Source organism: Burkholderia sp. AU45388, from assembly GCF_030481585.1.
Lineage (GTDB): Bacteria > Pseudomonadota > Gammaproteobacteria > Burkholderiales > Burkholderiaceae > Burkholderia > Burkholderia sola.
In genome coordinates this window covers 131,324-152,107 of the sequence record NZ_JAUJPV010000018.1, presented here as the reverse complement: position 1 = coordinate 152,107, position 20,784 = coordinate 131,324, and the positions used below count along the sequence as shown (strand labels likewise).

Genomic DNA, 20,784 nt, shown 5'->3' with positions numbered 1-20,784 from the left:
CCGAGCTCGTCATGCGGTTTTGGCGCTTCAGTTACAATGCCGCTTTTGGCGCAAACGCCACCCCATATATACCGCCAAGCAGGAGCGTTTTGATGACTCACGTTGTGACCGAAGGCTGCATCAAGTGCAAATACACGGATTGCGTGGATGTGTGCCCGGTGGATTGCTTCCGTGAAGGTCCCAACTTTCTCGCCATCGATCCGGACGAGTGCATCGACTGCGCCGTGTGCGTCGCCGAATGCCCGACCAATGCGATCTATGCCGAAGAAGACGTTCCGGGCGACCAGCAGCAGTTCACCGAGCTGAACGCGGAGCTGGCGAAGAACTGGCCGTCGATCACGAAGACCAAGCCGGCGCCGGCCGACGCGGACGAGTGGAAGGACGTGCAGGACAAACTGCACCTGCTCGAGCGCTGATCGCACGGCGGCGACTGCAAAAAATTTCATGCGGCGCGGCTTTGAAGTGTTGACAGGTTAGCGAACACTCCATACAATCTCGTTTCTCTGCTGTTGTTGTTTGTTCCCCGATAGCTCAGTCGGTAGAGCGCCGGACTGTTAATCCGTAGGTCCCTGGTTCGAGCCCAGGTCGGGGAGCCAAAAACACAAAGGCCCGTTGAAAGTGGACGGGTTTTTTGTTGGACGACACAACACGCAGATGTACCGATTTATTCCCCGATAGCTCAGTCGGTAGAGCGCCGGACTGTTAATCCGTAGGTCCCTGGTTCGAGCCCAGGTCGGGGAGCCAAACAGCGAAAGGCCCGTCATTCGACGGGCCTTTTTGTTTTTCCGGCCACCGCGATCCATTTTCCTGCTTGTCGTGGCCCGGTCATGCGCATGCTAGAGTCTCTGTCCCGCATCCGCACTCGGTTCCGTCGATGAAGCATCGCCTCCTGCGTTTCGCCCCCGCCGCCCTCCTGCTCTCCGCCGTCGCCGCCGCACCGCTCGCGCACGCGGAGGAAGTCGGCAGCGTCAACACCCATTTCCGCGTCACGGGTTCCGATCGCGTGGTCGTCGAGGCCTATGACGATCCGGTCGTGAACGGCGTGACCTGCTACGTGTCGCGCGCGCGCACCGGCGGGATCAAGGGCACGCTCGGCGTCGCCGAGGATCCGAGCGAAGCGTCGATCGCCTGCCGGCAGGTCGGCCCGATCAGCTTCAAGGAACCGCTCAAGCAGCAGGCCGACGTATTCAGCGAACGCATGTCGTTCATCTTCAAGACGCTGCACGTCGTGCGCGTGGTCGACAAGAAACGCAATACGATCGTCTACCTGACCTACAGCGACCGTATCGTCAGCGGCAGCCCGAAGAACGCCGTCACCGCGGTGCCGATGCCGGCCGGCACGACGATTCCGGTCAAGTAAGCCCGCATCCGACGGGCGCGCGAGCGATACACTGTCGGTTCGACCGCTCCCGCGCCCGATCATGTCCGCCACCCGCCTTCCCGATTCCGCACGCTACTGGCGCACGCCGCTCGTGCCGGACGCGGATCTGCTCACGGCCACCTATCGCGATCACGCGTTCGCGCCCCACTGGCACGATGCGTACACGATCCCCGTGATTCTCGAAGGCGCGGAACGCTTCACCTATCGCGGCACCGGCCATGTCGCCGAAACGGGCACCGTGCCCGTGATCAATCCGGGCGAAGTGCATACGGGGTCGCGTGCCGCCGACGAGGGCTGGTGCTATCGCGTCAGCTACATGCCGATCGAATTCATCCGCGAACTTGCGAGGGCCATCGCGGGCCGTCCGCAGGCTGCGCCTTGGTTTGCCCCCGACGTGATCCGCGACGCCGATCTCGCGGCCCGGCTCACGCGCGCGCACCGGATGCTGGAAGCCGGCAGCGAGCGCGCGCTATCGTCGCATGCGGCCGACGCTCCGGCGGCCGGCGATCCGGCGGCCGGCGATCCGGCGGCCGGCGCTCCAGCTCCCGACGCGCCGCGCCTCTACGATCCGCTCGCCGCCGAAACCGCGATGCTCGATGCGCTGTCGACGCTGATCGCGCGCCATGCCGACGTGCGGCCGCAGCCGGCGCGGCTCGCGGCCGACGAACCGCGCGTCGACGCGATGCGCGAGCGGCTCGCCGCCGATCTGACGTCCACGGTGACGCTCGACGACGTCGCGCAGGCGGTCGGCCTGTCGCCGTTTCATGCCGCGCGCCTGTTCACGCGCACGACCGGCATGCCGCCGCATGCGTGGCGCAACCAGTTGCGGCTGCAGCGCGCGCTGGCGCCGTTGCGCGCGGGCGTGCCGGTCGCCGATGTCGCGGCGGCCAGCGGTTTCGTCGACCAGAGCCACTTCACGCGGCATTTCAAACGGATGTTCGGCGTGCCGCCCGGGCGCTGGCAGGCAAGCTGACGCACGGCTTCCCGCCGTCGTCGGCCGCGCCGCACGGCGATCCGCGCCGGCCGGCACTCAGGCACCGGCAGCGGCCTCGCGCCGGCGAGCGCAAGAACATACAAGCCGGCCGGCCACCGGCCCGCTATCCTCCAGCGCATGGAGGAGCGTTTCTTGAACAAGACACCCGCATCGTCCCCGCGCCGCCCGCTCAACGAATGGCTCGACGGCGCGCGCGACACGATTCCGATGATGATCGGCGCGGCGCCGTTCGGCGTGATTTTCGGTACGCTCGTCGGCAGCGGCCCGCTCGCCGCCTGGCACGGCGCGCTGATGTCGCTCGCCGTATTCGCAGGCTCCGCGCAGTTCATCGCGCTCGGCCTGATCGCCGGCAGCGCGGGTTTCGCCGTCGTGCTCGCCACGACGCTGATCGTGAACCTGCGCCATCTGCTGTACAGCGCGACGCTCGCGCCCTATGTCGCGCATCTGCCGCTGCGCTGGCGCGCGACGCTCGGCGCGTTGACGACCGACGAGGTGTTCGCGGTCGCCTACGGGCACTACCGGCACCATCCGCCCGGCACGATCGGCCCCCACTACTTTTTCGGCTCCGGGCTCGCGATGTACCTGAACTGGCAGGTCTGGACGCTCGCGGGCATCGGCTTCGGCACGGCGTTCCCCGGCCTGCAGTCGCTCGGCCTCGATTTCGCGATGGCGGCGACCTTCATCGCGATCGTCGTCCCGCAACTCGGCACGCTGCGCTACTTCGCGGCGGCCGCCACGGCCGGCACGCTCGCGTACTTCTGGCAGGGCTGGCCGTACAAGCTCGGGCTGCTCGGCGCGGTCGCCGCCGGCGTCGCGATCGGCGTCGTGCTCACGCTGCGGCACGATCGCACGCGCGCCCGCTCCCGCCCGGAGGCCGCCTCGTGAGCTACGCGCTGTTGATCCTCGGCATGGCCGTCATCACGTACGCGATCCGCTCGACACTGTTCCTGTTCGGCGAGCGGCTGACGTTCCCGCCGCTCGTGCGGACCGCGCTCGGCTTCGTACCGGTCACCGTGCTGACCGCGATCATCGTGCCGATGACCGTCTCGCCGCACGGCGGCACGGCCGAGCTGACCTGGCGCAATCCGCAGCTCGTCGGCGCGCTCGCGGCCGTGCTCGTGTCGGCCGCGACCCGCCGCCCGCTCATGACGATCGCCGCCGGCCTCGCGGTGTTCTTCCTGTGGCAAGGGGTCGTCCTGCCGCATTGGCCGCCCGCCTGAGCGCCCGCTCCATTACACGCGCTCAAGTTTCCGTCCGGTGCGCCGATATAGAAGAGGAAGACCGCCACCGGCCCCGGCGCGCATCGGTCAGTCGACGCTGCGCCCGTTCCGGTGCGCCGTGCCGGCGCCGGCTTGCGCGGGGCGCCATCGAGACGATTCATGGGCCAGATCACCCTTTCCCTCAAGGACGACACGCTCGAGTCCCTGCGCAAGGACTACGACGCGTTCGTGCGCGTGTCGCTGAAACTCGACCCGCAATTCGCGACGCCGTCGTTCGAGGATTTCCTGCGCGCCAAGCTGCTCGACAACATGGTGCCGCTCACCGAGCACGCCGTGCAGCGCATGCTGCAGGGCGGCCAGTATGCGTGGGCCAAGCGCACGCTCGACAAGGAATTTCCGGACGTCGTCGCGATCCTGATGCGGCAGGCCGGCGAATTCGGCTTCGGCTTCGCGTCGCGCTCCGAATGGACGCCCGACGAACTCGCGAAGGCATGCCGCGACTGGGCGAAGGCGATCGTCGCCGAAGCGCAGGGCGACGCGTCGCTGATCGACCCGCTCGCGGCGCAGATCAAGGGCGCGGCGCAGGACATCCAGACGCTCGAGGAACTGATGCAGACGCCTGCGTGGCGGCTCGCGGAATCGCTGCGGCAGCGGATCTACGAGGCCAAGCTCGCGTGCGAGATGAGCGTCGGCAGCACCGCGCGCGACAAGCTCGGCGAACTGCGCGGGCTGCTGCGCCTCGGGCTCGCGCACGGCTCGTTCCAGAAGCAGGAAGCGCAGCAGATCATGGAATACCTGCGGCTGTTGAAGCCGGAAATCTTCGTCGAGGAACCGTACGACGTCTTCGCGCGCCTCGCCGCGTGGCTGCGCAGCGTATTCACCCCGGCTGCGGTGCGGCCGGCCCAGGGGCAGGGGCAAGGCCAGCGCCGGCCGTAAGCGCGCGTCCGGCCGCACGTATCGCCTCATGAAAACGGCCCGATTCGCGCGAAGCGAACCGGGCCGCCAGAGGATCGCCCGTCGCGACACGCCGTCCGAACACGCGCGTCGCGACGAGCGCCGGGCACCGCTTACTGCGTGGCGCCCTGCGCCGATGCACCGCCCTGCGCGCCGACCGAGGCGCCGCCTTCGGTCGCGTCGTCGGCCTTCTTCTTGGCCGAGCCCGCATGGCTCTTGGCCGACTTCGCCGCATGCTTCGTGTGCTTCTTGGTCGAATGGACGGCCGACGATGTCGTATCCTTCGCGCCATCGGCTGCCGCGCCGACCGCATCGGTCGCCCCGCCCGCCGCATTGCCCGACGCGTTCGCGCCGGCACCGCCCTGCACGCCTGCACCGACGCCTGCCGCCGGCGTCTGCGCCTGCATGCCGGCACCGGCCGCGCCTTGCGCCGTCGTGCCCGTCTGGGCGAATGCGGCCGACGTGGCGAACGCCGTCAGCGCGGCACCGATCAGCATCGTACGAATCTTGGACATGGCAATTCTCCTCGAGAAGTTGTGAGCGCCGACCGCGGCGATGCGGTCCGTCGCTTCCCCGCCGCAACACGCGACAGGTACGACAGAAGACCCGCGGCCCGCGCGGCCGGTTCGCGAATCTCTCAGACTGTTACCCACCGTTTCATTTGCTGACGAATCGCTCACAGTCCTTTACAACGTGCGGCGGCGGCCCGCGCTCGCGTGCCGGCCCGCGGTGCCGTATGATGCGGAGCGTTTCCTCCCGCGCGTCGCGCCCCTTCCTCGTCATGCCCAATCTGGATTTCACGCTGACCGGCGAATACGTCGAGCTGCACAACCTTCTCAAGATCACCGGCCTCGCGGACAGCGGCGGCACCGCGAAGCTGATCGTCGCGTCCGGCGCCGTGAAAGTCGACGGCGCGGTCGAGCTGCGCAAGACCTGCAAGATCCGCGCGGGCCAGGTCGTGCTGCTCGGCGACACGCGCATCGCGGTACGCGAGGCGTAAGGCCCGTTCATGCCGATAACGGGCTTGCGCCGGCCCCCTGGGCCGTTCCCCTGCCCGCGACATGGCCATCGGCGCACGCGTTCGACACGGTACGAATAAAGCCGTAAGCTAGCCGTCTCTCAAAATAACGACAAAAGCGCGGGCCCGCACCCGCGCGAGCGCCCATTCCATGTCGCATTCCGGTCTCACGCGGACGGCCGCCGCGCCGCCGTCCCTGTCCAGTCACGCCGCCGATACCGCGCGCCTTGCCGCCCCGCTCGCGATCGCGCAACTGTCCCAGATGGCGATGAGCGTCACCGACACGGTGCTGCTCGGTTCGCTCGGCCCCGACTCGCTCGCGGCGGGCGGGCTCGGCGCGAACTTCTTCTTCGTGATCGTGACGATCCTGCAAGGCGTGCTGTCGTCGGTCAGCGTGAGCGTCGCGCACGCGCGCGGCGCACAGGCCGAGGATCGCGTGCCGCACATCTACTGGACGGGCTTCGCGCTGTCCGTGCTGCTCGCGATTCCGGCGATCGTCGCGCTGTCGCTGGCCGAACCGATCCTGCTGATGTTCCACGAGCCGCCGCTGCTTGCGCATCACGTCGGCGAATACACGGGCATCCTGCGCTTCGCGGCGCTCGGCAGCCTGATCGGCGTCGGGCTGATGCGCGCGTTCCTGCCGGCGATCGGCGCCGCGCGGCGGCTGTTGTGGGTGTCGATCGGCGGCGTGGGCGTCAACGGCGTGCTGAACTACGGGCTGATCCATGGCGCATTCGGGCTGCCGCGGCTCGGCTTTCTCGGTTCGGCCGTCGCGACGACGATCACGATCTGGCTCACCGCGCTCGCGCTGATCTGGCTGCTGCACGGCCGGCAGCGCTTCCGCCATTTCGTGACCGCCGCGCGCCCGAGGCTGCCCGTGATGGGCGAACTGATCGGCATCGGCTGGCCGGTCGCGATCACGTACGGAGTCGAATCGACGCTGTTTCTCGCCACCGGCCTCACGGTCGGCGTGCTGGGCGCGACGTCGCTCGCCGCGCACCAGATCGCGCTGAACGTCGCGTCGGTGTCGTTCATGGTGCCGCTCGCGATCGGCCAGGCGGCCAACGTGCGCGTCGGCTACTGGATCGGCGCGGGCTCGCCCGTCGCCGCGCGGCACGCGGGCTTCGTCGCGCTCGCGCTCGGCGTCGGCTTCATGTCGCTGTCGGGCCTCGTGATGATCGTCGCGCCGCATACGATCGTCGGCCTGTACCTGCACCTCGACGACCCGGCCAACGCGGGCACGGTGTCGCTCGCCGCGTCGCTGCTCGGCATCGCCGCGGTGTTCCAGATCGTCGACGGGATGCAGACCGTCGGGTCCGGTGCGCTGCGCGGCCTGAAGGACACGCGCATCCCGATGCTCGCCGCGACCCTCGGCTACTGGGGCATCGGCTTCCCGACCGGCTACTGGTTCGCGTTCCACGCGGGCATGGGCGCACGCGGCCTGTGGTGGGGGCTCGCGGCGGGCCTCGCGAGCGTCGCCGTGCTGATGGCATGGCGCTTTCACCGCAAGACCGCGTCGCTCATCGCGGCGGCGCGCTAGCGTCGGCTTGCGCGCGTCACGCGCCGTCGGCGCGACACGACACGAAATCGCGGCCGGCGCTATGCTTGTCGGCTGAACCCGTCGAGACGCCGCACCAGCGGCGCGGTTGCCTCACGATACGTCCGATTACGTCTGACGCCGCGCGACGACGCGCGGCCTTTCCCCTTTCCAGGAGGAGTGCATCATGAATGAAGCAGTTCGGATGGAACGCGACACGTTCGGCGAGATCGCCGTGCCGGCCGACCGGCTCTGGGGCGCGCAGACCGAGCGCTCGCTGCAGAATTTCCGGATCTCGACGGAGAAGCAGTCGCCCGAGCTGATCCATGCGCTCGCGATCGTCAAGCGCGCCGCGGCGGCCGTGAACCAGTCGCTCGGCGTGCTCGCCGACGACAAGGCCCACGCGATCATCGAAGCCGCCGACGAGATCATCGCCGGCAAGCATTCGCGCGAATTCCCGCTCGCGGTGTGGCAGACGGGCTCCGGCACGCAGACCAACATGAACCTCAACGAGGTGATCGCGAACCGCGCAAGCGAGTTGCTGGGCGGCGAGCGCGGCGAGGCGCGCAAGGTTCATCCGAACGACGACGTGAATCGCGGCCAGTCGTCGAACGACGTGTTCCCGACCGCGATGCACGTCGCGGCCGCGTATGCGATCGTCAATCACCTGCTGCCGGCGCTGTGCACGCTGCGCGCGACGCTCGACGCGAAGTCGAAGGCGTTCGCCGACATCGTGAAGATCGGCCGCACGCACTTGCAGGACGCCACACCGCTCACGCTCGGCCAGGAGTTCTCCGGCTATGTCGCGCAGCTCGACCAGGGCATCCGTCACGTCGAATCGGCGCTGCCGCACCTGTACGAGCTCGCGCTCGGCGGCACCGCGGTCGGCACGGGGCTGAATGCGCATCCGGAATTCGCGGTGCGCGTGGCCGACGAGATCGGCCGGCTCGCGAAGCTGCCGTTCGTGACGGCGCCGAGCAAGTTCGAGGTGATGGCGGCGGCCGACGCGCTGGTCTTCGCGCACGGCGCGCTGAAGACGGTCGCGGCGAGCCTGATGAAGATCGCGAACGACGTGCGCTGGCTCGCGAGCGGGCCGCGCTGCGGGCTCGGCGAGCTGTCGATCCCGGAAAACGAGCCGGGCAGCTCGATCATGCCGGGCAAGGTGAACCCGACGCAGTCGGAAGCCGTGACGATGCTGTGCTGCCAAGTGTTCGGCAACGACGTCGCGGTCAACGTCGGCGGCGCGAGCGGCAATTTCGAGCTGAACGTGTTCCGGCCGATGATCGCGCACAACGTGCTGCAGTCGGTGCGGCTGCTTGCCGACGGCGCACAGAGCTTCAACGATCACTGCGCGGTGGGCATCGAGCCGAACCGCTCGCGCATCGACCTGTTGCTGAACGAATCACTGATGCTCGTGACGGCGCTCAATCCGCACATCGGCTACGACAAGTCCGCGCAGATCGCGAAGAAGGCGCACAAGGAAGGCACGACGCTGAAGGCGGCCGCGCTCGCGCTTGGCTACCTGACCGAGGCGGAATTCGATGCATGGGTGCGTCCCGAGCAGATGATCGGGACGCGATAAAGGCAGGACGGGGGCGCGACGAGCGCGGCGCCCGCGGCACTCAGACGGTGCCCTTCGCGACCTCTTCCGGCTTCATCTCGACGATCTTGTCGAGCGCGGCCCGCACGTCGGCCGCATATTTCGCGAGCACCTTCTGCTCGTCGGTCTCCGGCACGAACGGCGGCACCGGCACCGGGTTGCCGTTCTCGTCGACCGCGACGAACACGACGAGGCAATCGGTCGTCTGGCGCAGCACGCCGCCTTTCGGATCGCCGGCGTGCACCGACACGTGGATGTGCATGCTGGTGCGGCCCGTCGCGACGACGCGCGCCTTCAGCTCGACCAGATTGCCGACCAGGATCGGACGCTGGAAACGGATGTTGCCGACGCTGACCGTCACGCAATAGCGGCTCGACCAGACGGCCGCGCACGCATACGCGACCTCGTCGATCCACTTCATCAGCGCGCCGCCATGCACCTTGCCGCCGAAGTTCACGGACGAAGGCTCGGCAAGGAAGCGGAATACGGTTTCGGTGCGGTCGAGAGCGGCCGGCACGGGGGACGGTTGGGGCATCGTTATGGCTCCAGGCGGCAGGGGCGCTGTAATCGGGCCATTATACGTTGCAATGCGGCAATGCGTCGCGGCAAGCCCCGCGTGGCGGGGCGCCGGCGCCCATGCCGGCTCGCGCGCGGAACGGCGGTCAGCGGCGCACCGTGACGCCCTGGTCGATCGTCCCGTACATCTCGATACTGCCGCTGCGCTCGCCGGTCGTGCCCGTACCCGCGCCGCCCGACGCACAGGCCGCACACACGAGCGCGGCCGCCAACACACAGAAAATCGTCTTCATCGTTGCATCGCGTCACGTGCGGCGGCCCGCTGCCGCCGCGTCCGGCCATTCTACGCGTGCCCTGCAACGGGCCGCAGTCCGGTCCGCGCAGGCGCCCCGCCGCCGTATCCGACATTTCATCCGGAAGCGAAACATCGAATGCGCGCCCGGACTACACTGCCTGTCATCCCGCTCGACGAGACACGACGATGACCGATCAAGACGACCACCATTTTCCGGGCCTGAGCCGCATCGGCGCACTGATCGCCGATCCCGGCCGCGCCGCGATGCTGTGGGTGCTGATGGACGGCAGCGCGCGACCGGCCGGCGAACTGACGATGATCGCGGGGCTGTCGCCGTCGGCGGCGAGCGCGCACCTCGCTCGCCTGACCGAGGGCGGGCTGCTGGCCCTCGAGGTGCGCGGCCGGCATCGCTACTACCGCATTGCGTCGGCCGACATCGGCGCCTCGCTCGAAGCGCTCGCGAACGTCGCCCGCGCGGCCGCGCCGCATCGGCCGGTTCCGCCTCCGTCGCGCACGGTCCCGGCCGAACTGCGCTATGCACGCACCTGCTACGACCACATGGCCGGCGAGCTCGCGGTGCGCATCTTCGACGGCCTCACCGCGCGCGGCTGGCTGCTCGCCCACGGCGACGCGATCGAGACCACCGAACTCGGCACGCAGGCGCTCGCGCAATGGGGCATCGACGTCGCGCAGCAGCGCGCGCGCCGGCGCCGCTTCGCGTGCGGCTGCCTCGACTGGAGCGAGCGGCGCGCGCATCTCGGCGGCGCACTCGGCGCCGCGCTGCTGGACAGCTTCTGTGCACACGGCTGGATCGAGCGCGCCGCCCGACCGCGCGTGCTGCGCGTCACGGTGCCGGGACAACAGGTTTTCGACGCATGGCTTACGTCCGCTTGACGCCGGGATTGCAGCTGCACGACAACGGCGCGCGATGGACAGGTTTTGTTACATCGCGTGCCACTCGACTTACAAAACACCGTGCCTTGAAACAGGCCAAGCGGATATCGTGAACTGCACGGCACGAATCGACGCGCCGCGATCACAACGATGACGCTCACCATGGCCTCCCTGTTCGCGCTCAAGCGCACCGCCCGCTCCACACTGCTCGCATTCGCCGCGCTGGCGGCGCTGCCGCCCGCCTTCGCGCAATCGGCGGATGCGCCGCCGGCTGCGGCCGCGGCACGGCAACCGGGCGGCGATCCGCCTGGCCGCGTCGCGCGGCTCAATTACCTGTCGGGCGCCGTGACGACCGAACCGGCCGGCACCGATACCTGGTCGTATGCGGCGGTGAACCGGCCGCTGACGACCGGCGACCAGCTGTGGAACGATGCCGGCGCACGCTCGGAACTGCACATCGGCTCGACGGCGGTGCGGCTCGGCGAATCGACGAGCCTGTCGGTGCTGAACCTCGACGACACGACGACGCAGTTGAAGGTGGGCCTCGGCACCGTGTCGACGCACGTGCGCGGTCTGCCGCCCGGCGGCTCGTACGAAATCGACACGCCGAACCTCGCGCTCGGCATCACGGGCCCCGGCGACTATCGCGTCGACGTCGCGCCGAACGGCGCGAGCACGACGGTGACGATGCGCAGCGGCAGCGCGACCGTCTATGGCAGCAACGGGCAGTATCCGCTGTCGCCCGGGCAGCAGGTCGTGTTTACCGGCACCGACCTCCAGGTCGCGCAACAATCGGCCGCACCGGGCCCCGACGCGCTCGACCAGTGGGCCGCCAGCCGCGACGCGGCCGAAGCGCGCTCGGTGTCGGCCCGCTACGTGTCCCGCGACGTTCCCGGCTACCAGGATCTCGACGCGAACGGCACGTGGCGCGAAACTCCGAATTACGGCGCGTTATGGGTGCCGAACGACACGCCGGCCGACTGGGCGCCGTATCACGACGGCCACTGGATCTGGCAGGCGCCGTGGGGCTGGACCTGGGTCGACGACGCGCCGTGGGGCTTTGCGCCGTATCACTACGGCCGCTGGGCGTACGTGGACGACAGCTGGGCATGGGTGCCGGGCCCGATGGCCGTGAGCCAGCCGCCCGTCTACGCGCCGGCGCTCGTCGCGTTCGTGGGCGGCGGGGGCGGCGGCGGTTCCGACTGGAGCGTCGCGCTCACGGTCGGCGGCGTCGCCGCGGCCGGCTGCGCCTGGTTCGCGCTCGGTCCGGGCGAACCGTGGCATCCGGGCTGGGGCGGCTGGAGCCCGCACTACTACGACCGCGTCAACCGCAACATCGTGGTGAACAACGTCAACGTGAACAAGACCGTGAACGTGACGAACATCGCCAATATCACCAACATCAACAAGACGTACGTGAACTTCCGCGCGCCGCACGCGATCACGGCCGTGCCGGCCGCCGCATTCGTGCACGGGCAGCCGGTCGCGCACTTCTCGCAGCACGTCGATCCGCGGCAATGGCGCAACGCGCACGTCACGCCGGGCACGCCCGGCATCGCGCCGGTGCGCCAGAGCTTCACCGGCGGGCTGCGAACCGCCAGCTATCGTCCGCCGGCGGCGATCGCGCAACACCCGTACGTCGCGACGCGCAATCCGGCCGTGCCGCCTGCGTATCGCGACCAGGCCGCCGCCCATCTCGCGCAGCAAGGCGGGCGCGTCCCGGGCGCCGGCGCGCCCGTCGTGAAGACGAACGTGCCGGCCGACTATACGGCGCGCCCGGTCCGTGTTCCGGGCACGCCGGGCGGCGGCGCCTGGGCGATGCACAACGTGCGGCTCGTGAATCCGCACGGCCCCGTCGTGCAGCCGGGCCGCGCGCCGCGCGAAGGCAGGCCGGCCGGCGAGCAGGCGGGCCGGCCGGGCGTACCGACGCCGGGCATGCCGAACGTCGGCCGGCCGGCGAACGGCGAAAGCCCCACCGCGCCCCGCTTCGCCAACGGCGGCGCGCCGCAGGCGCCCGGCAGCCCGATCCCGCATCAGGCGTTCGCGCCCGGCAACGGCGTTCCGCATCCGCCGGGCGCGAACAACGCTCCGACGGGCATCGGCAATGCACATGCAGCAGCCGCGCCGTCGTCACCCGCGTGGATGCAGCCGCACACGCCGATGGAGCGTCAGCGCGCCGCGCCACCCACCGCGCTGCATGCGGCAGGACAGAATGCGCTGCCGCCCGTACGCAGCGCCGCGCTGCCGCACCCGGACGGCGCGCCGACCCCGCAGGGCATCCAGCCCGGCGGCCGGAACGAAACGCCGCGCGCGCAGCCGCAGTCGGGCCCTATCGCGCAGATTCCGCAACCGCGGCCGCGCCCCGATCTCCCGACGCCGGCCCGCCAAGCGCAGCCGCAGCCCGAACGGGCCGCCCCCGCGCCGCACCCGCGCCAGGACTTCGCGCAACCGGCGCCCCATCGCGAAATCGCGCCGCCGCGCGTGAACGAGTACCGCCCGCCGGCACCCGCCGTGCATGACATGCCGCGCCCGCAACCGCAGGCGCCGCGCGTGGAGCCGCGACCGCAACCCCAGCCGGCGCCGCGGATGGAGCCACGCCCGTCGATGCCCGCCCCCCGGATGGAGCCACGGCCACAGCCGGCGCCGCACGTCGAGGCACCGCGTCCGGGCAATCCGCCGCCGCAGGGCGGCCACGAGGAGCGGCATCGCCAGTAAGTGCGGCAAACCTGAAACAAAAAGGCTCGACCGGTATCAGCCGGTCGAGCCTTTTTTGCAGAGAACGGAGCAATGAAACCGCGCGGCCCCGGCCGGGCGATCAGACCGCCATCGGCGCGGTCAGCGGCTCATGGTGCCGGTAGCCGACGAGCGAGAAATCGGACGGCTCGACCTTCTCCAGCCATTCGGGCGCATAGACCCCCGTCTTCGCGTACTCGGGCACGCGCTCGGCGATCTCGAGCCGCGGGCTTTCGTACGGCTCGCGCGTGAGCTGCTGCTGCAGCATGTCGAGCTGGTTCTCGTAGATGTGCGCGTCGCCGATGAAATACGTGAACCAGCGCGGCGTATAGCCCGTCAGCCGGCCGACGAGCGACAGCAGCGCGGCCCCTTCCGTCAGGTTGAACGGCGTGCCGAGGCCGACGTCGTTGCTGCGGATGTACAGGCACAGCGAGATCTCGCGCTTCGTCGCGTTCGGCAGGAACTGATACAGCAGATGGCACGCGGGCAGCGCGATCTGGTCGAGCACGGCTGGATTCCACGCGTGAAACAGGATGCGGCGATCGGACGGGTTCTCCATGATCGTGTCCAGGCACTGGCGCAACTGGTCGATCGCCTTGTACAGCAGCACCTTCGGCGCGCCGTCTTCGTCGAAACGCGTGACGATCCGGAAGCCACGGCGCGTCGCGTCGGCGATCTGCGCGTCGGCGCTCGCATCGAGCACCTTGTAGCCCGGCCACTGGCGCCATTGCACGCCGTATACGTCGCCGAGATCGTCGGCGCCCTGACGATACGGGTTCGCGAGCCACTGCGCGTTCTCGTTCGCGTTCGCATCCCACACCTTGCAGCCGAGCGCGCGGAAATCGGCCGCGCTGCGCGACGCACGCAGGAAGCCGACCAGTTCGCCGATCGCGGACTTGAACGCGAGCTTCTTGGTCGTCACGGCCGGAAAGCCTTGCTGCAGGTCGAAGCGCAGCATCGCGCCCGGCATGCTGATGGTGCGAATTCCCGTGCGGTTCTCCTGCCAGGTGCCGGTATCGAGAATGGTACGAACGAGATCGAGATACTGTTTCATGCGGGTTCCTTCGGCCGCGAGGGGCGACCGTACCCGTCGATTTTAGCAAGCGTGGCGCGGAAGCTCCGGCAACGGCGCCGAAAACCCTGCCAGCGTGTCGCCGCGATCGCGCATGCCGTGCGCGCACATCAGCCGGTAGAGCGTGACGCGCGACACGCCGAGCTCACGCGCGGCATCGGCAAAACGGCCGCGATGGCGCAGCAGCGCCTGCTCGATCGCCTGCCGTTCGGCCGCCTCGCGCGCCTCCAGCAGCGACACCGGCGCGAGCGTCGCATAGTCGTTCAGCTCGAGATCGGCCGCGGTGATCATCCGGCCTTCCGACATCACGATCGCGCGCCGCACGCGGTTGATCAACTCGCGCACGTTGCCCGGCCACGAATAGCCGTACAGCGACGCGACCGCGTCCGGGGAAAAGCCGCGCAGGCGGCGATGCGCATCGCCCTTGAAGCGCTCGAGCATGTGGCGCGCGAGCACCTCGATGTCCTTGCCGCGCGCGCGCAGCGGCGGCTCCTCGATCTTCAGCACGCACAGCCGGTGAAACAGATCCTCGCGGAAGCGCCCTTCGCGCAGCGCCGCTTCCATGTTCACGTGCGTCGCGCAGATCACGCGGACATCGACCGGCATCGACACGTGGGCGCCGAGCCGCTCGATCTTGCCTTCCTGCAGGAAACGCAGCAGGCTCGCCTGGCTTTCGAGCGGCAGGTCGCCGATCTCGTCGAGAAACAGCGTGCCGCCGTTGGCGGCCTCGACGCGACCGATCTTGCGCTGGTTCGCACCGGTGAACGCGCCGCGTTCGTAGCCGAACAGTTCGGCCTGCAGCAGCGTCGACGGTATCGCACCGCAATTGATCGCGATGAACGGCGCCTGCGCGCGCGACGAACGCTCGTGAATCGCGACAGCCGTCAGTTCCTTGCCCGTGCCCGACTCGCCCGAGATGAACACCGGTGCGTCGGTCGCCGCGACCCGGCGAATCGTCCTGAAGAGCCCGAGCATCGCATCGCAGGTGCCGACCATCTCGCCTTCGCTGCGCCCGGCGCCGACCGGCGGCGCGACAGGATCGGTCAAGGCGACCATGCCGTGCGCATGGCCCACGGTCTCGACGATCCGCGCCGTTTCGTACGGCATCGTCACGTAGTCGAAGCAATAGTCGCGGATGAGATGCCGCAGCATCGCGTCCTGCAACTGGCCGCGCCGCGTCGCCGCGATCCAGCCGATGTGCTGGATGCTCAGGCAGGCTTCGAGTTCGCGCAAATCCGACGGCTTGAAGCCCGGCGAGAAATCGAGCAGGCCGGCGGTGGCCACGCCGTGCTGAACGACGCGCCGTACGTCGCGCACGGTCTCGGCGAGATCGACGCGCCAGCCGCGTTCGTCGAAATGGCCGCGCAACGCGTCGTTCGGTTCGCGCGAATAGTAGATCACGTGCCGCTGATCGGCTCCCATATGCTCACCCCGTTCATCAACCGTCTAACGATTGCCGCACACGTCAAATCGCGTGCAAAAGGATCGAATCGGGTCAGCCAGAGGTGGCTCGATTCGCCATGCCGATGCGCGGCAACGACAAAGCCTCGCATGATGGCGCTTATCTCGCGTCCAATAATTTTTGACAAGACAACTTGGTTATAGGCGCTGAATACGACAAACCCGTTTCAGCACCGATGGCGATGCGGCCAAATCGCTCAGGAGGTCGATGCAGATCAATCCTCTGCACATAATGGATGCGCACGAAGGGCTTCGTCACCAACACACGCGCCGATTTTCATCCTTCGAGCGTATCGGTTGAATCAGCAATATTCCCGAGCCGCCTCGTTTCAGGCCTGAAACATTTCCAGGCGTTTTCGGCCGCCATTCGAAATGCTCGGGCACGAATCGCAATGGCGGCAACGGTCCCGATACGGTGGCATGTATTTCGCTGAATACGGAGACGACCGGAGACAGTCGCCATGCGAAAACTTTTTTTACTTTCCTTCGTGCCGATGACGCTCGTGCTATCGGCCGCCGGCCCGCCTGCACCGGCCTGCGCGGACGAAGGCAGGCAGCCGCATCGCGCCACGCTGCTTGCCGAAAACACGCCGGGCAAACCCGACAATGGGTTCGGCATCGTGACCGTGTCGGCGCCGCAACCGCTGCCGGCACGCCAGGCCTCCGTGACGCTGTGGGACGAGATTTCACCGCCGCCCCAGTTGCCGCTGCCGGCGCCGCTGCCAGTGCCGCAGCCGGGCGATATCCGACATGCGATGGAAGGCGACGCGCGAGTCAATACGCATCCCTGATCATTCGACACCTCGATTCGATCGGGATTGCGTATCGACCTGACGATCCTGTCGGACGGGAGACCATCGAGCGGAACCGGTATCGCCGATCTCGCGATACCGAAAGTTTTTGTGCTCCGTCCCCCGGCGGGCACTCTTTTTATTCGGACGGCCGCCGCGGCGCGCGAGCATCCCACGTCGCGGCGCACGCCGCAAGCAACGCGGGCGCCCGTGCAGGCACGCGGAACCCGGCGCGCGCCGCCGTTCCGGTAAAATCGGCCCGTTCCGTCTTCCCTCTTCCCCGACCTTCATGACGACGTTGACCCTGATCGTCGCGCGTGCCCGCAACGGCATCATCGGCCGCGACAACCAGTTGCCCTGGAAACTTCCCGAGGATCTCGCGTTCTTCAAGCGCACGACGATGGGCGCGCCGATCGTGATGGGCCGCAAGACCCACGAATCGATCGGCCGGCCGCTGCCCGGCCGCCGCAATATCGTCGTCACGCGCGACGCCTCGCGCCGTTTCGACGGCTGCGACACCGTCACGTCGCTCGCCGACGCACTGGCGCTGGCCGCGCACGACGGCGTACCCGAGGCATTCCTGATCGGCGGCGCGCAACTCTACGCGGAAGGTCTCACGCTCGCCGACAAGCTGATCGTCACCGAGATCGATGCCGATTTCGACGGCGACGCGTCGTTCCCGGCGCCCAACGCCGCGCACTGGCAGGAAATCTCGCGCGACGCGCATCAGGCCGCCGCGCCGAACACGTTCGGCTATGCGTTCGTCGTATACATGCGCAAGCACGTCTGACGCCTTCTGCCGCACGATGAAAAAAGCCCGACCGGCGCGCTCGCGCCGGTCGGGCTTTTCGTTTCCTGGCGGCCGGCGCCGCGCGCGGCTTACTGCCCCGCGATCGTCATCTGCTCGATCAGCACCGAGCCGGTTTCCTTCGTACCGCGCACGATCGAATCCGCACCAATCGCGACGATATGGCGGAACATCTCCTGCAGCGTGCTGGCGACGGTGATTTCCTCGACCGGATACTGGATCACGCCGTTCTCCACCCAGAAGCCCGCCGCGCCGCGAGAATAGTCGCCCGTCACGTAGTTCACGCCCTGCCCCATCAGCTCGGTCAGCAGCAGGCCCGTGCCGAGCTTCTTCAGCATCGCGTCGAAGTCGTCGCCCGCCTGCGTGTTCGAGCTGCGCAGCGCGAGGTTGTGCGAGCCGCCCGCGTTGCCCGTGGTTTGCGTGCCGAGCTTGCGTGCCGAATAGGTCGACAGGAAATAGCCTTCGACGACGCCGTCCTTCACGACACTGCGCGCACGCGTGCGCACGCCCTCCTCGTCGAACGGCGCGCTGCCCATCGCGCGCGGCACGTGCGGATCCTCGACCACCTGGATGTGCGGCGCGAACACCGGCTTGCCGAGGCTGTCGACGAGGAACGACGTCTTGCGATACAGCGCGCCGCCGCTCACCGCCTGCACGAACGCGCCGAGCAGGCCGGCCGCGAGCGGCGCTTCGAACAGCACCGGCACCTTGCGCGTGTCGAGACGGCGCGCACCCATCCGCGCGAGCGCGCGTTCGGCCGCGTAGCGGCCCACCGCTTCGGGCGCGGCGAGATCGATCGCGCTGCGCTTCGACGAATACCAGTCGTCGCGCTGCATGTGGCGGCCGCTGCCCGCGATCGGCGCGCAGGCGATGTAGTGGCGCGAGTACGGATAGCCGGCCAGGAAACCGCGCGACGTCGCGAGCACGAACTGCGAGTGCTGCGCCGACACGCTCGCGCCTTCCGAATTGCGGATCTGCGGGCTGACCGCGAACGCGGCGTCTTCCGCGCGGCGGGCGAGCTCGACGGCCTCGTCGGCACTCAGCGCCCACGGGTGGTACAGATCGAGGTCGCGCGGGTCGGTTTCGAGCAGCTCGGCTTCGGCGAGGCCGGCCGCTTCGTCCTCGGCCGTGAAGCGCGCGATGTTGTAGGCGGCGGCGACGGTATCCTTGATCGCGGCCGGCGAGAAGTCCGACGTGCTCGCGTTGCCGCGCTTCTTGCCGATGAACACGGTGACGCCGACCATCTTGTCGCGGTTGTGCTCGATCGTTTCGACTTCGCCGCGGCGCACCGACACCGACAGGCCGTCGCCCTCGGAGATTTCGGTCGCGGCGTCGGTCGCGCCGAGCGCCTTCGCATGGCGAAGGATGTCCGATGCGATTTCCTTGAGCTGGTCCTGCGTGTGCGGGAAATAGCGCGCTTGTACGTCGAGATTGGCTGCCATCGTCTTGGTATCCGGTGGCGGGCGGGCGCCCGCATGGTCAAAATGTTGCGTATCCCGCGATCATAGCAAGGTCCGGGGCCGCGCACAGACAAGCTTGGGGTGTCCGCGCCGCGATACAATGCGGCCCATGACACGCAAAACCCGAATCCAGCCGATCGAGCCTGTCGCCGAAGAAGACGACAACGGCTACGATCGCCCCAGCAAATCCCAGTTGAAGCGCGAAATGCACGAGTTGCAGGTGCTCGGCCAGGCGCTCGTCGATCTGCCGAAAGACGCACTGAAGCGCATGCCGATGCCTGAAAGCCTCGCGGACGCCGTGCGCGAGGCGCGCCGGATCACCGATCACGAAGGCAAGCGCCGCCAGCTCCAGTACGTCGGCCGCGTGATGCGCTCGCTGACCGACGACGAAACGGCCGCGCTGCGCACCGCCCTCGACGCGCAACGCGGCGTGAACAAGGCCGCCACCGCCCGCCTGCACTGGATCGAGCGCACGCGCGAGCAGCTGCTCGCGAGCGACGACGCGCTGACCGAATTCCTGCGCCAGCACCCCGACGCCGACATCCAGGAAGGCCGCACGCTGATCCGCAATGCCCGCAAGGAAGCGCAGCAAGGCAAGCCGCCGCGCTATTTCCGCGAGCTGTTCCAGTGGATCAAGGCGGCCGGCGGCGCGTCCGACAGCGACGACGAAGCGGCCGACGAGGCCGGAGACGACCATGACGACGACGAAGCGTAACCACCCGGACGAGCTCGTGGTCGGTCTCGTGTCGATCAGCGACCGCGCGAGTACGGGGGTCTACGAAGACAAGGGCATTCCGGCGCTGCAGGAATGGCTCGCCGGCACGCTGGTTTCGCCGTGGCGTGCCGAAACGCGCCTGATCCAGGACGACGCACCGACGATCTCGGCCACGCTGACCGAACTCGTCGACGTCGCCGGCTGCGACCTCGTGCTGACGACGGGCGGCACGGGCCCCGCGCGTCGCGACGTGACGCCGGAAGCGACGCTGGCCGTGGCGACGAAGGAAATGCCGGGATTCGGCGAACAGATGCGGCAGATCAGCCTGAATTTCGTGCCGACCGCGATCCTGTCGCGGCAGATCGCGGTGATCCGCGAAACGGCCGACCATGCGGCGCTGATCATCAACCTGCCCGGCCAGCCGAAGTCGATCCGGGAAACGCTGGAAGGGCTGCGCGACACCGACGGCAAGTCGACCGTGCCCGGCATCTTCGCCGCAGTGCCCTACTGCATCGACCTGATCGGCGGCCCGTATATCGAGACCGACGCCGCGGTGGTCGCGGCGTTCCGGCCGAAAAGCGCGCGGCGCTGAGCGTTTGCCGAGCGCCCCGCGCGTGCCGGCCCGCTCAGGCCGCCGGCACGGAATCGCCCGCCGGCGCCGACGCGGCCGGAATCAGGAAATGCTCGCGGTAGTACTTCAGCTCGTCGATCGACTCGTGGATGTCGGCCAGGGCCGTATGCATCGCCCGCTTCTGGAAACCCTTGTAGATGGCCGGCTGCCAGCGGCGGCACAGCTCCTTGAGCGTGCTGACGTCGAGGTTGCGGTAGTGGAAGAACCGCTCGAATTCCGGCATCCAGCGCGCCATGAAGCGGCGATCCTGGCAAATCGAGTTGCCGCACATCGGCGACTTGCCCGGCGACACGTACTGCGCGAGGAACGCCTGCAGTTGCGCGGCGGCTTGCGCCTCGGTCACGGTCGATGCGCGCACGCGGTCGATCAGCCCCGAGCGGCCGTGCGTCGACTTGTTCCAGTCGTCCATCTTCGCGAGCGTCTCGTCGCTCTGGTGAATCGCGAACACCGGGCCCTCGACGGCGACGTCGAGCGTGGAATTGGTCACGACGACCGCGATCTCGATGATGCGGTCGTTATCCGGGTCGAGGCCCGTCATCTCCATGTCGAGCCAGACGAGGTTCAACTCGTTGCGCACGAGCGCGGGCTGGCTGGCGGAAGCGGCGGTATCGGTCATGATTCATCCTGGAAAATAGCGAACCGGGCGCGCCGATGCGGCGCCACCCGTGCGGCCGGCATCGCATCAGCGGGGCCGGTCCGCAAGA

At 68.6% G+C, this 20,784-nt stretch carries 22 protein-coding genes and 2 tRNA genes; 17 read left to right on the top strand and 7 right to left on the bottom strand.

Going from position 1 to position 20,784, the window contains the following annotated elements; translation table 11 throughout:
- Nucleotides 1-92: 92 nt before the first annotated feature.
- The 8 genes from fdxA to QZM72_RS25480 all read left to right on the top strand — a co-directional run bounded on the left by fdxA (nt 93) and on the right by QZM72_RS25480 (nt 4,531).
- Nucleotides 93-416 (top strand): ferredoxin FdxA, encoded by a 324-nt coding sequence (gene fdxA / locus QZM72_RS25515; protein WP_011544919.1) that lies wholly within the window; start codon nt 93-95, stop codon nt 414-416.
- A gap of 104 nt (nt 417-520) precedes the next feature.
- Nucleotides 521-596, top strand: a tRNA-Asn gene (locus QZM72_RS25510).
- A 72-nt stretch (nt 597-668) separates the two neighbouring features.
- Nucleotides 669-744: transfer RNA gene (locus QZM72_RS25505), tRNA-Asn, on the top strand.
- 130 nt (nt 745-874) lie between these two features.
- Nucleotides 875-1,360: a CreA family protein gene (locus tag QZM72_RS25500; protein ID WP_050011493.1), complete on the top strand. Its 486-nt coding sequence runs from the start codon at nt 875-877 to the stop codon at nt 1,358-1,360.
- Between the two features lie 61 nt (nt 1,361-1,421).
- On the top strand, nt 1,422-2,354 hold the full coding sequence (locus QZM72_RS25495; RefSeq protein WP_089466967.1) for an AraC family transcriptional regulator: 933 nt from the start codon (nt 1,422-1,424) through the stop codon (nt 2,352-2,354).
- 138 nt (nt 2,355-2,492) lie between these two features.
- Nucleotides 2,493-3,260: an AzlC family ABC transporter permease gene (locus QZM72_RS25490; protein WP_089466966.1), complete on the top strand. Its 768-nt coding sequence runs from the start codon at nt 2,493-2,495 to the stop codon at nt 3,258-3,260.
- Complete coding sequence (locus QZM72_RS25485; RefSeq protein ID WP_089466965.1) at nt 3,257-3,595, top strand: AzlD domain-containing protein; 339 nt, start codon at nt 3,257-3,259, stop codon at nt 3,593-3,595. The genes QZM72_RS25490 and QZM72_RS25485 overlap by 4 nt, the downstream gene beginning before the upstream one ends.
- 159 nt (nt 3,596-3,754) lie before the next feature.
- Nucleotides 3,755-4,531, top strand: coding sequence for a DUF4088 family protein (locus QZM72_RS25480; protein WP_089466964.1), 777 nt, complete (start codon nt 3,755-3,757; stop codon nt 4,529-4,531).
- 131 nt (nt 4,532-4,662) lie between these two features.
- Here the strand turns inward: QZM72_RS25480 and QZM72_RS25475 are convergent, their stop codons facing one another.
- Nucleotides 4,663-5,064 (bottom strand): hypothetical protein, encoded by a 402-nt coding sequence (locus tag QZM72_RS25475; RefSeq protein ID WP_301739533.1) that lies wholly within the window; start codon nt 5,062-5,064, stop codon nt 4,663-4,665.
- A 266-nt stretch (nt 5,065-5,330) separates the two neighbouring features.
- On the opposite strand from QZM72_RS25475, the gene QZM72_RS25470 reads away from it, so the two are divergent.
- The 3 genes from QZM72_RS25470 (at nt 5,331) to fumC (ending at nt 8,686) form a co-directional block, all read left to right on the top strand.
- Nucleotides 5,331-5,549 (top strand): RNA-binding S4 domain-containing protein, encoded by a 219-nt coding sequence (locus QZM72_RS25470; RefSeq protein ID WP_006486208.1) that lies wholly within the window; start codon nt 5,331-5,333, stop codon nt 5,547-5,549.
- A 169-nt stretch (nt 5,550-5,718) separates the two neighbouring features.
- Nucleotides 5,719-7,107 carry a multidrug efflux MATE transporter NorM gene (gene norM, locus QZM72_RS25465; protein WP_089466961.1) on the top strand — a complete coding sequence of 463 codons (1,389 nt, stop codon included), beginning with the start codon at nt 5,719-5,721 and terminating at the stop codon, nt 7,105-7,107.
- Between the two features lie 184 nt (nt 7,108-7,291).
- Nucleotides 7,292-8,686 (top strand): class II fumarate hydratase, encoded by a 1,395-nt coding sequence (gene fumC, locus QZM72_RS25460; protein WP_301739532.1) that lies wholly within the window; start codon nt 7,292-7,294, stop codon nt 8,684-8,686.
- Between the two features lie 40 nt (nt 8,687-8,726).
- On the opposite strand, the gene QZM72_RS25455 is transcribed toward fumC, so the two are convergent.
- Nucleotides 8,727-9,239, bottom strand: coding sequence for an acyl-CoA thioesterase (locus tag QZM72_RS25455; RefSeq protein ID WP_027811985.1), 513 nt, complete (start codon nt 9,237-9,239; stop codon nt 8,727-8,729).
- 127 nt (nt 9,240-9,366) lie between these two features.
- Entirely contained in the window at nt 9,367-9,513 is a 147-nt protein-coding gene (locus QZM72_RS25450; protein WP_301739531.1) for a hypothetical protein, read from the bottom strand.
- A 188-nt stretch (nt 9,514-9,701) separates the two neighbouring features.
- On the opposite strand from QZM72_RS25450, the gene QZM72_RS25445 reads away from it, so the two are divergent.
- Together QZM72_RS25445 and QZM72_RS25440 are read left to right on the top strand one after the other, a co-directional pair.
- A complete protein-coding gene (locus QZM72_RS25445) occupies nt 9,702-10,409 on the top strand; it encodes a helix-turn-helix transcriptional regulator (RefSeq protein WP_301739530.1) in 708 nt (235 codons plus the stop codon).
- Nucleotides 10,410-10,559: 150 nt separating this feature from the next.
- Nucleotides 10,560-13,124, top strand: a complete 2,565-nt coding sequence (locus QZM72_RS25440) for a DUF6600 domain-containing protein (RefSeq protein WP_301739529.1) — start codon at nt 10,560-10,562, stop codon at nt 13,122-13,124.
- 100 nt (nt 13,125-13,224) lie between these two features.
- Here QZM72_RS25440 and QZM72_RS25435 read toward each other — a convergent pair whose 3' ends face one another.
- The gene (locus QZM72_RS25435) at nt 13,225-14,196 is read right to left on the bottom strand and encodes a thymidylate synthase (RefSeq protein WP_301739528.1); all 972 of its coding nucleotides are present in this window, start codon (nt 14,194-14,196) and stop codon (nt 13,225-13,227) included.
- Between the two features lie 42 nt (nt 14,197-14,238).
- Nucleotides 14,239-15,636, bottom strand: a complete 1,398-nt coding sequence (locus QZM72_RS25430) for a sigma-54 dependent transcriptional regulator (RefSeq protein WP_301739527.1) — start codon at nt 15,634-15,636, stop codon at nt 14,239-14,241.
- A gap of 500 nt (nt 15,637-16,136) precedes the next feature.
- On the opposite strand from QZM72_RS25430, the gene QZM72_RS25425 reads away from it, so the two are divergent.
- Nucleotides 16,137-16,466, top strand: a complete 330-nt coding sequence (locus tag QZM72_RS25425; protein WP_301739526.1) for a hypothetical protein — start codon at nt 16,137-16,139, stop codon at nt 16,464-16,466.
- A 289-nt stretch (nt 16,467-16,755) separates the two neighbouring features.
- A complete protein-coding gene (locus tag QZM72_RS25420) occupies nt 16,756-17,256 on the top strand; it encodes a dihydrofolate reductase (RefSeq protein ID WP_301739525.1) in 501 nt (166 codons plus the stop codon).
- Between the two features lie 89 nt (nt 17,257-17,345).
- Here QZM72_RS25420 and pmbA read toward each other — a convergent pair whose 3' ends face one another.
- Nucleotides 17,346-18,716 (bottom strand): metalloprotease PmbA, encoded by a 1,371-nt coding sequence (gene pmbA / locus QZM72_RS25415; RefSeq protein WP_059574040.1) that lies wholly within the window; start codon nt 18,714-18,716, stop codon nt 17,346-17,348.
- Nucleotides 18,717-18,843: 127 nt separating this feature from the next.
- On the opposite strand from pmbA, the gene yjgA reads away from it, so the two are divergent.
- Nucleotides 18,844-19,449: a ribosome biogenesis factor YjgA gene (gene yjgA / locus QZM72_RS25410; protein WP_301739524.1), complete on the top strand. Its 606-nt coding sequence runs from the start codon at nt 18,844-18,846 to the stop codon at nt 19,447-19,449.
- On the top strand, nt 19,430-20,041 hold the full coding sequence (gene mog, locus QZM72_RS25405; protein ID WP_301739523.1) for a molybdopterin adenylyltransferase: 612 nt from the start codon (nt 19,430-19,432) through the stop codon (nt 20,039-20,041). Before yjgA ends, mog begins: the two co-directional genes overlap by 20 nt.
- Before the next feature lie 34 nt (nt 20,042-20,075).
- Here mog and orn read toward each other — a convergent pair whose 3' ends face one another.
- Entirely contained in the window at nt 20,076-20,696 is a 621-nt protein-coding gene (gene orn, locus QZM72_RS25400; protein ID WP_089466951.1) for an oligoribonuclease, read from the bottom strand.
- Nucleotides 20,697-20,784: the final 88 nt, after the last annotated feature.

What these genes read in the sequence shown, in the direction of transcription:
- QZM72_RS25430 (WP_301739527.1), bottom strand. Translation starts at nt 15,636, where the DNA reads ATGGGAGCCGATCAGCGGCACGTGATCTACTATTCGCGCGAACCGAAC.
- QZM72_RS25440 (WP_301739529.1), top strand. Translation starts at nt 10,560, where the DNA reads ATGACGCTCACCATGGCCTCCCTGTTCGCGCTCAAGCGCACCGCCCGC.
- QZM72_RS25435 (WP_301739528.1), bottom strand. Translation starts at nt 14,196, where the DNA reads ATGAAACAGTATCTCGATCTCGTTCGTACCATTCTCGATACCGGCACC.
- norM (WP_089466961.1), top strand. Translation starts at nt 5,719, where the DNA reads ATGTCGCATTCCGGTCTCACGCGGACGGCCGCCGCGCCGCCGTCCCTG.
- QZM72_RS25425 (WP_301739526.1), top strand. Translation starts at nt 16,137, where the DNA reads ATGCGAAAACTTTTTTTACTTTCCTTCGTGCCGATGACGCTCGTGCTA.
- QZM72_RS25495 (WP_089466967.1), top strand. Translation starts at nt 1,422, where the DNA reads ATGTCCGCCACCCGCCTTCCCGATTCCGCACGCTACTGGCGCACGCCG.
- fdxA (WP_011544919.1), top strand. Translation starts at nt 93, where the DNA reads ATGACTCACGTTGTGACCGAAGGCTGCATCAAGTGCAAATACACGGAT.
- QZM72_RS25455 (WP_027811985.1), bottom strand. Translation starts at nt 9,239, where the DNA reads ATGCCCCAACCGTCCCCCGTGCCGGCCGCTCTCGACCGCACCGAAACC.
- QZM72_RS25420 (WP_301739525.1), top strand. Translation starts at nt 16,756, where the DNA reads ATGACGACGTTGACCCTGATCGTCGCGCGTGCCCGCAACGGCATCATC.
- yjgA (WP_301739524.1), top strand. Translation starts at nt 18,844, where the DNA reads ATGACACGCAAAACCCGAATCCAGCCGATCGAGCCTGTCGCCGAAGAA.
- QZM72_RS25450 (WP_301739531.1), bottom strand. Translation starts at nt 9,513, where the DNA reads ATGAAGACGATTTTCTGTGTGTTGGCGGCCGCGCTCGTGTGTGCGGCC.
- fumC (WP_301739532.1), top strand. Translation starts at nt 7,292, where the DNA reads ATGAATGAAGCAGTTCGGATGGAACGCGACACGTTCGGCGAGATCGCC.
- QZM72_RS25475 (WP_301739533.1), bottom strand. Translation starts at nt 5,064, where the DNA reads ATGTCCAAGATTCGTACGATGCTGATCGGTGCCGCGCTGACGGCGTTC.
- orn (WP_089466951.1), bottom strand. Translation starts at nt 20,696, where the DNA reads ATGACCGATACCGCCGCTTCCGCCAGCCAGCCCGCGCTCGTGCGCAAC.
- QZM72_RS25470 (WP_006486208.1), top strand. Translation starts at nt 5,331, where the DNA reads ATGCCCAATCTGGATTTCACGCTGACCGGCGAATACGTCGAGCTGCAC.
- QZM72_RS25490 (WP_089466966.1), top strand. Translation starts at nt 2,493, where the DNA reads ATGGAGGAGCGTTTCTTGAACAAGACACCCGCATCGTCCCCGCGCCGC.
- QZM72_RS25480 (WP_089466964.1), top strand. Translation starts at nt 3,755, where the DNA reads ATGGGCCAGATCACCCTTTCCCTCAAGGACGACACGCTCGAGTCCCTG.
- mog (WP_301739523.1), top strand. Translation starts at nt 19,430, where the DNA reads ATGACGACGACGAAGCGTAACCACCCGGACGAGCTCGTGGTCGGTCTC.
- QZM72_RS25445 (WP_301739530.1), top strand. Translation starts at nt 9,702, where the DNA reads ATGACCGATCAAGACGACCACCATTTTCCGGGCCTGAGCCGCATCGGC.
- pmbA (WP_059574040.1), bottom strand. Translation starts at nt 18,716, where the DNA reads ATGGCAGCCAATCTCGACGTACAAGCGCGCTATTTCCCGCACACGCAG.
- QZM72_RS25500 (WP_050011493.1), top strand. Translation starts at nt 875, where the DNA reads ATGAAGCATCGCCTCCTGCGTTTCGCCCCCGCCGCCCTCCTGCTCTCC.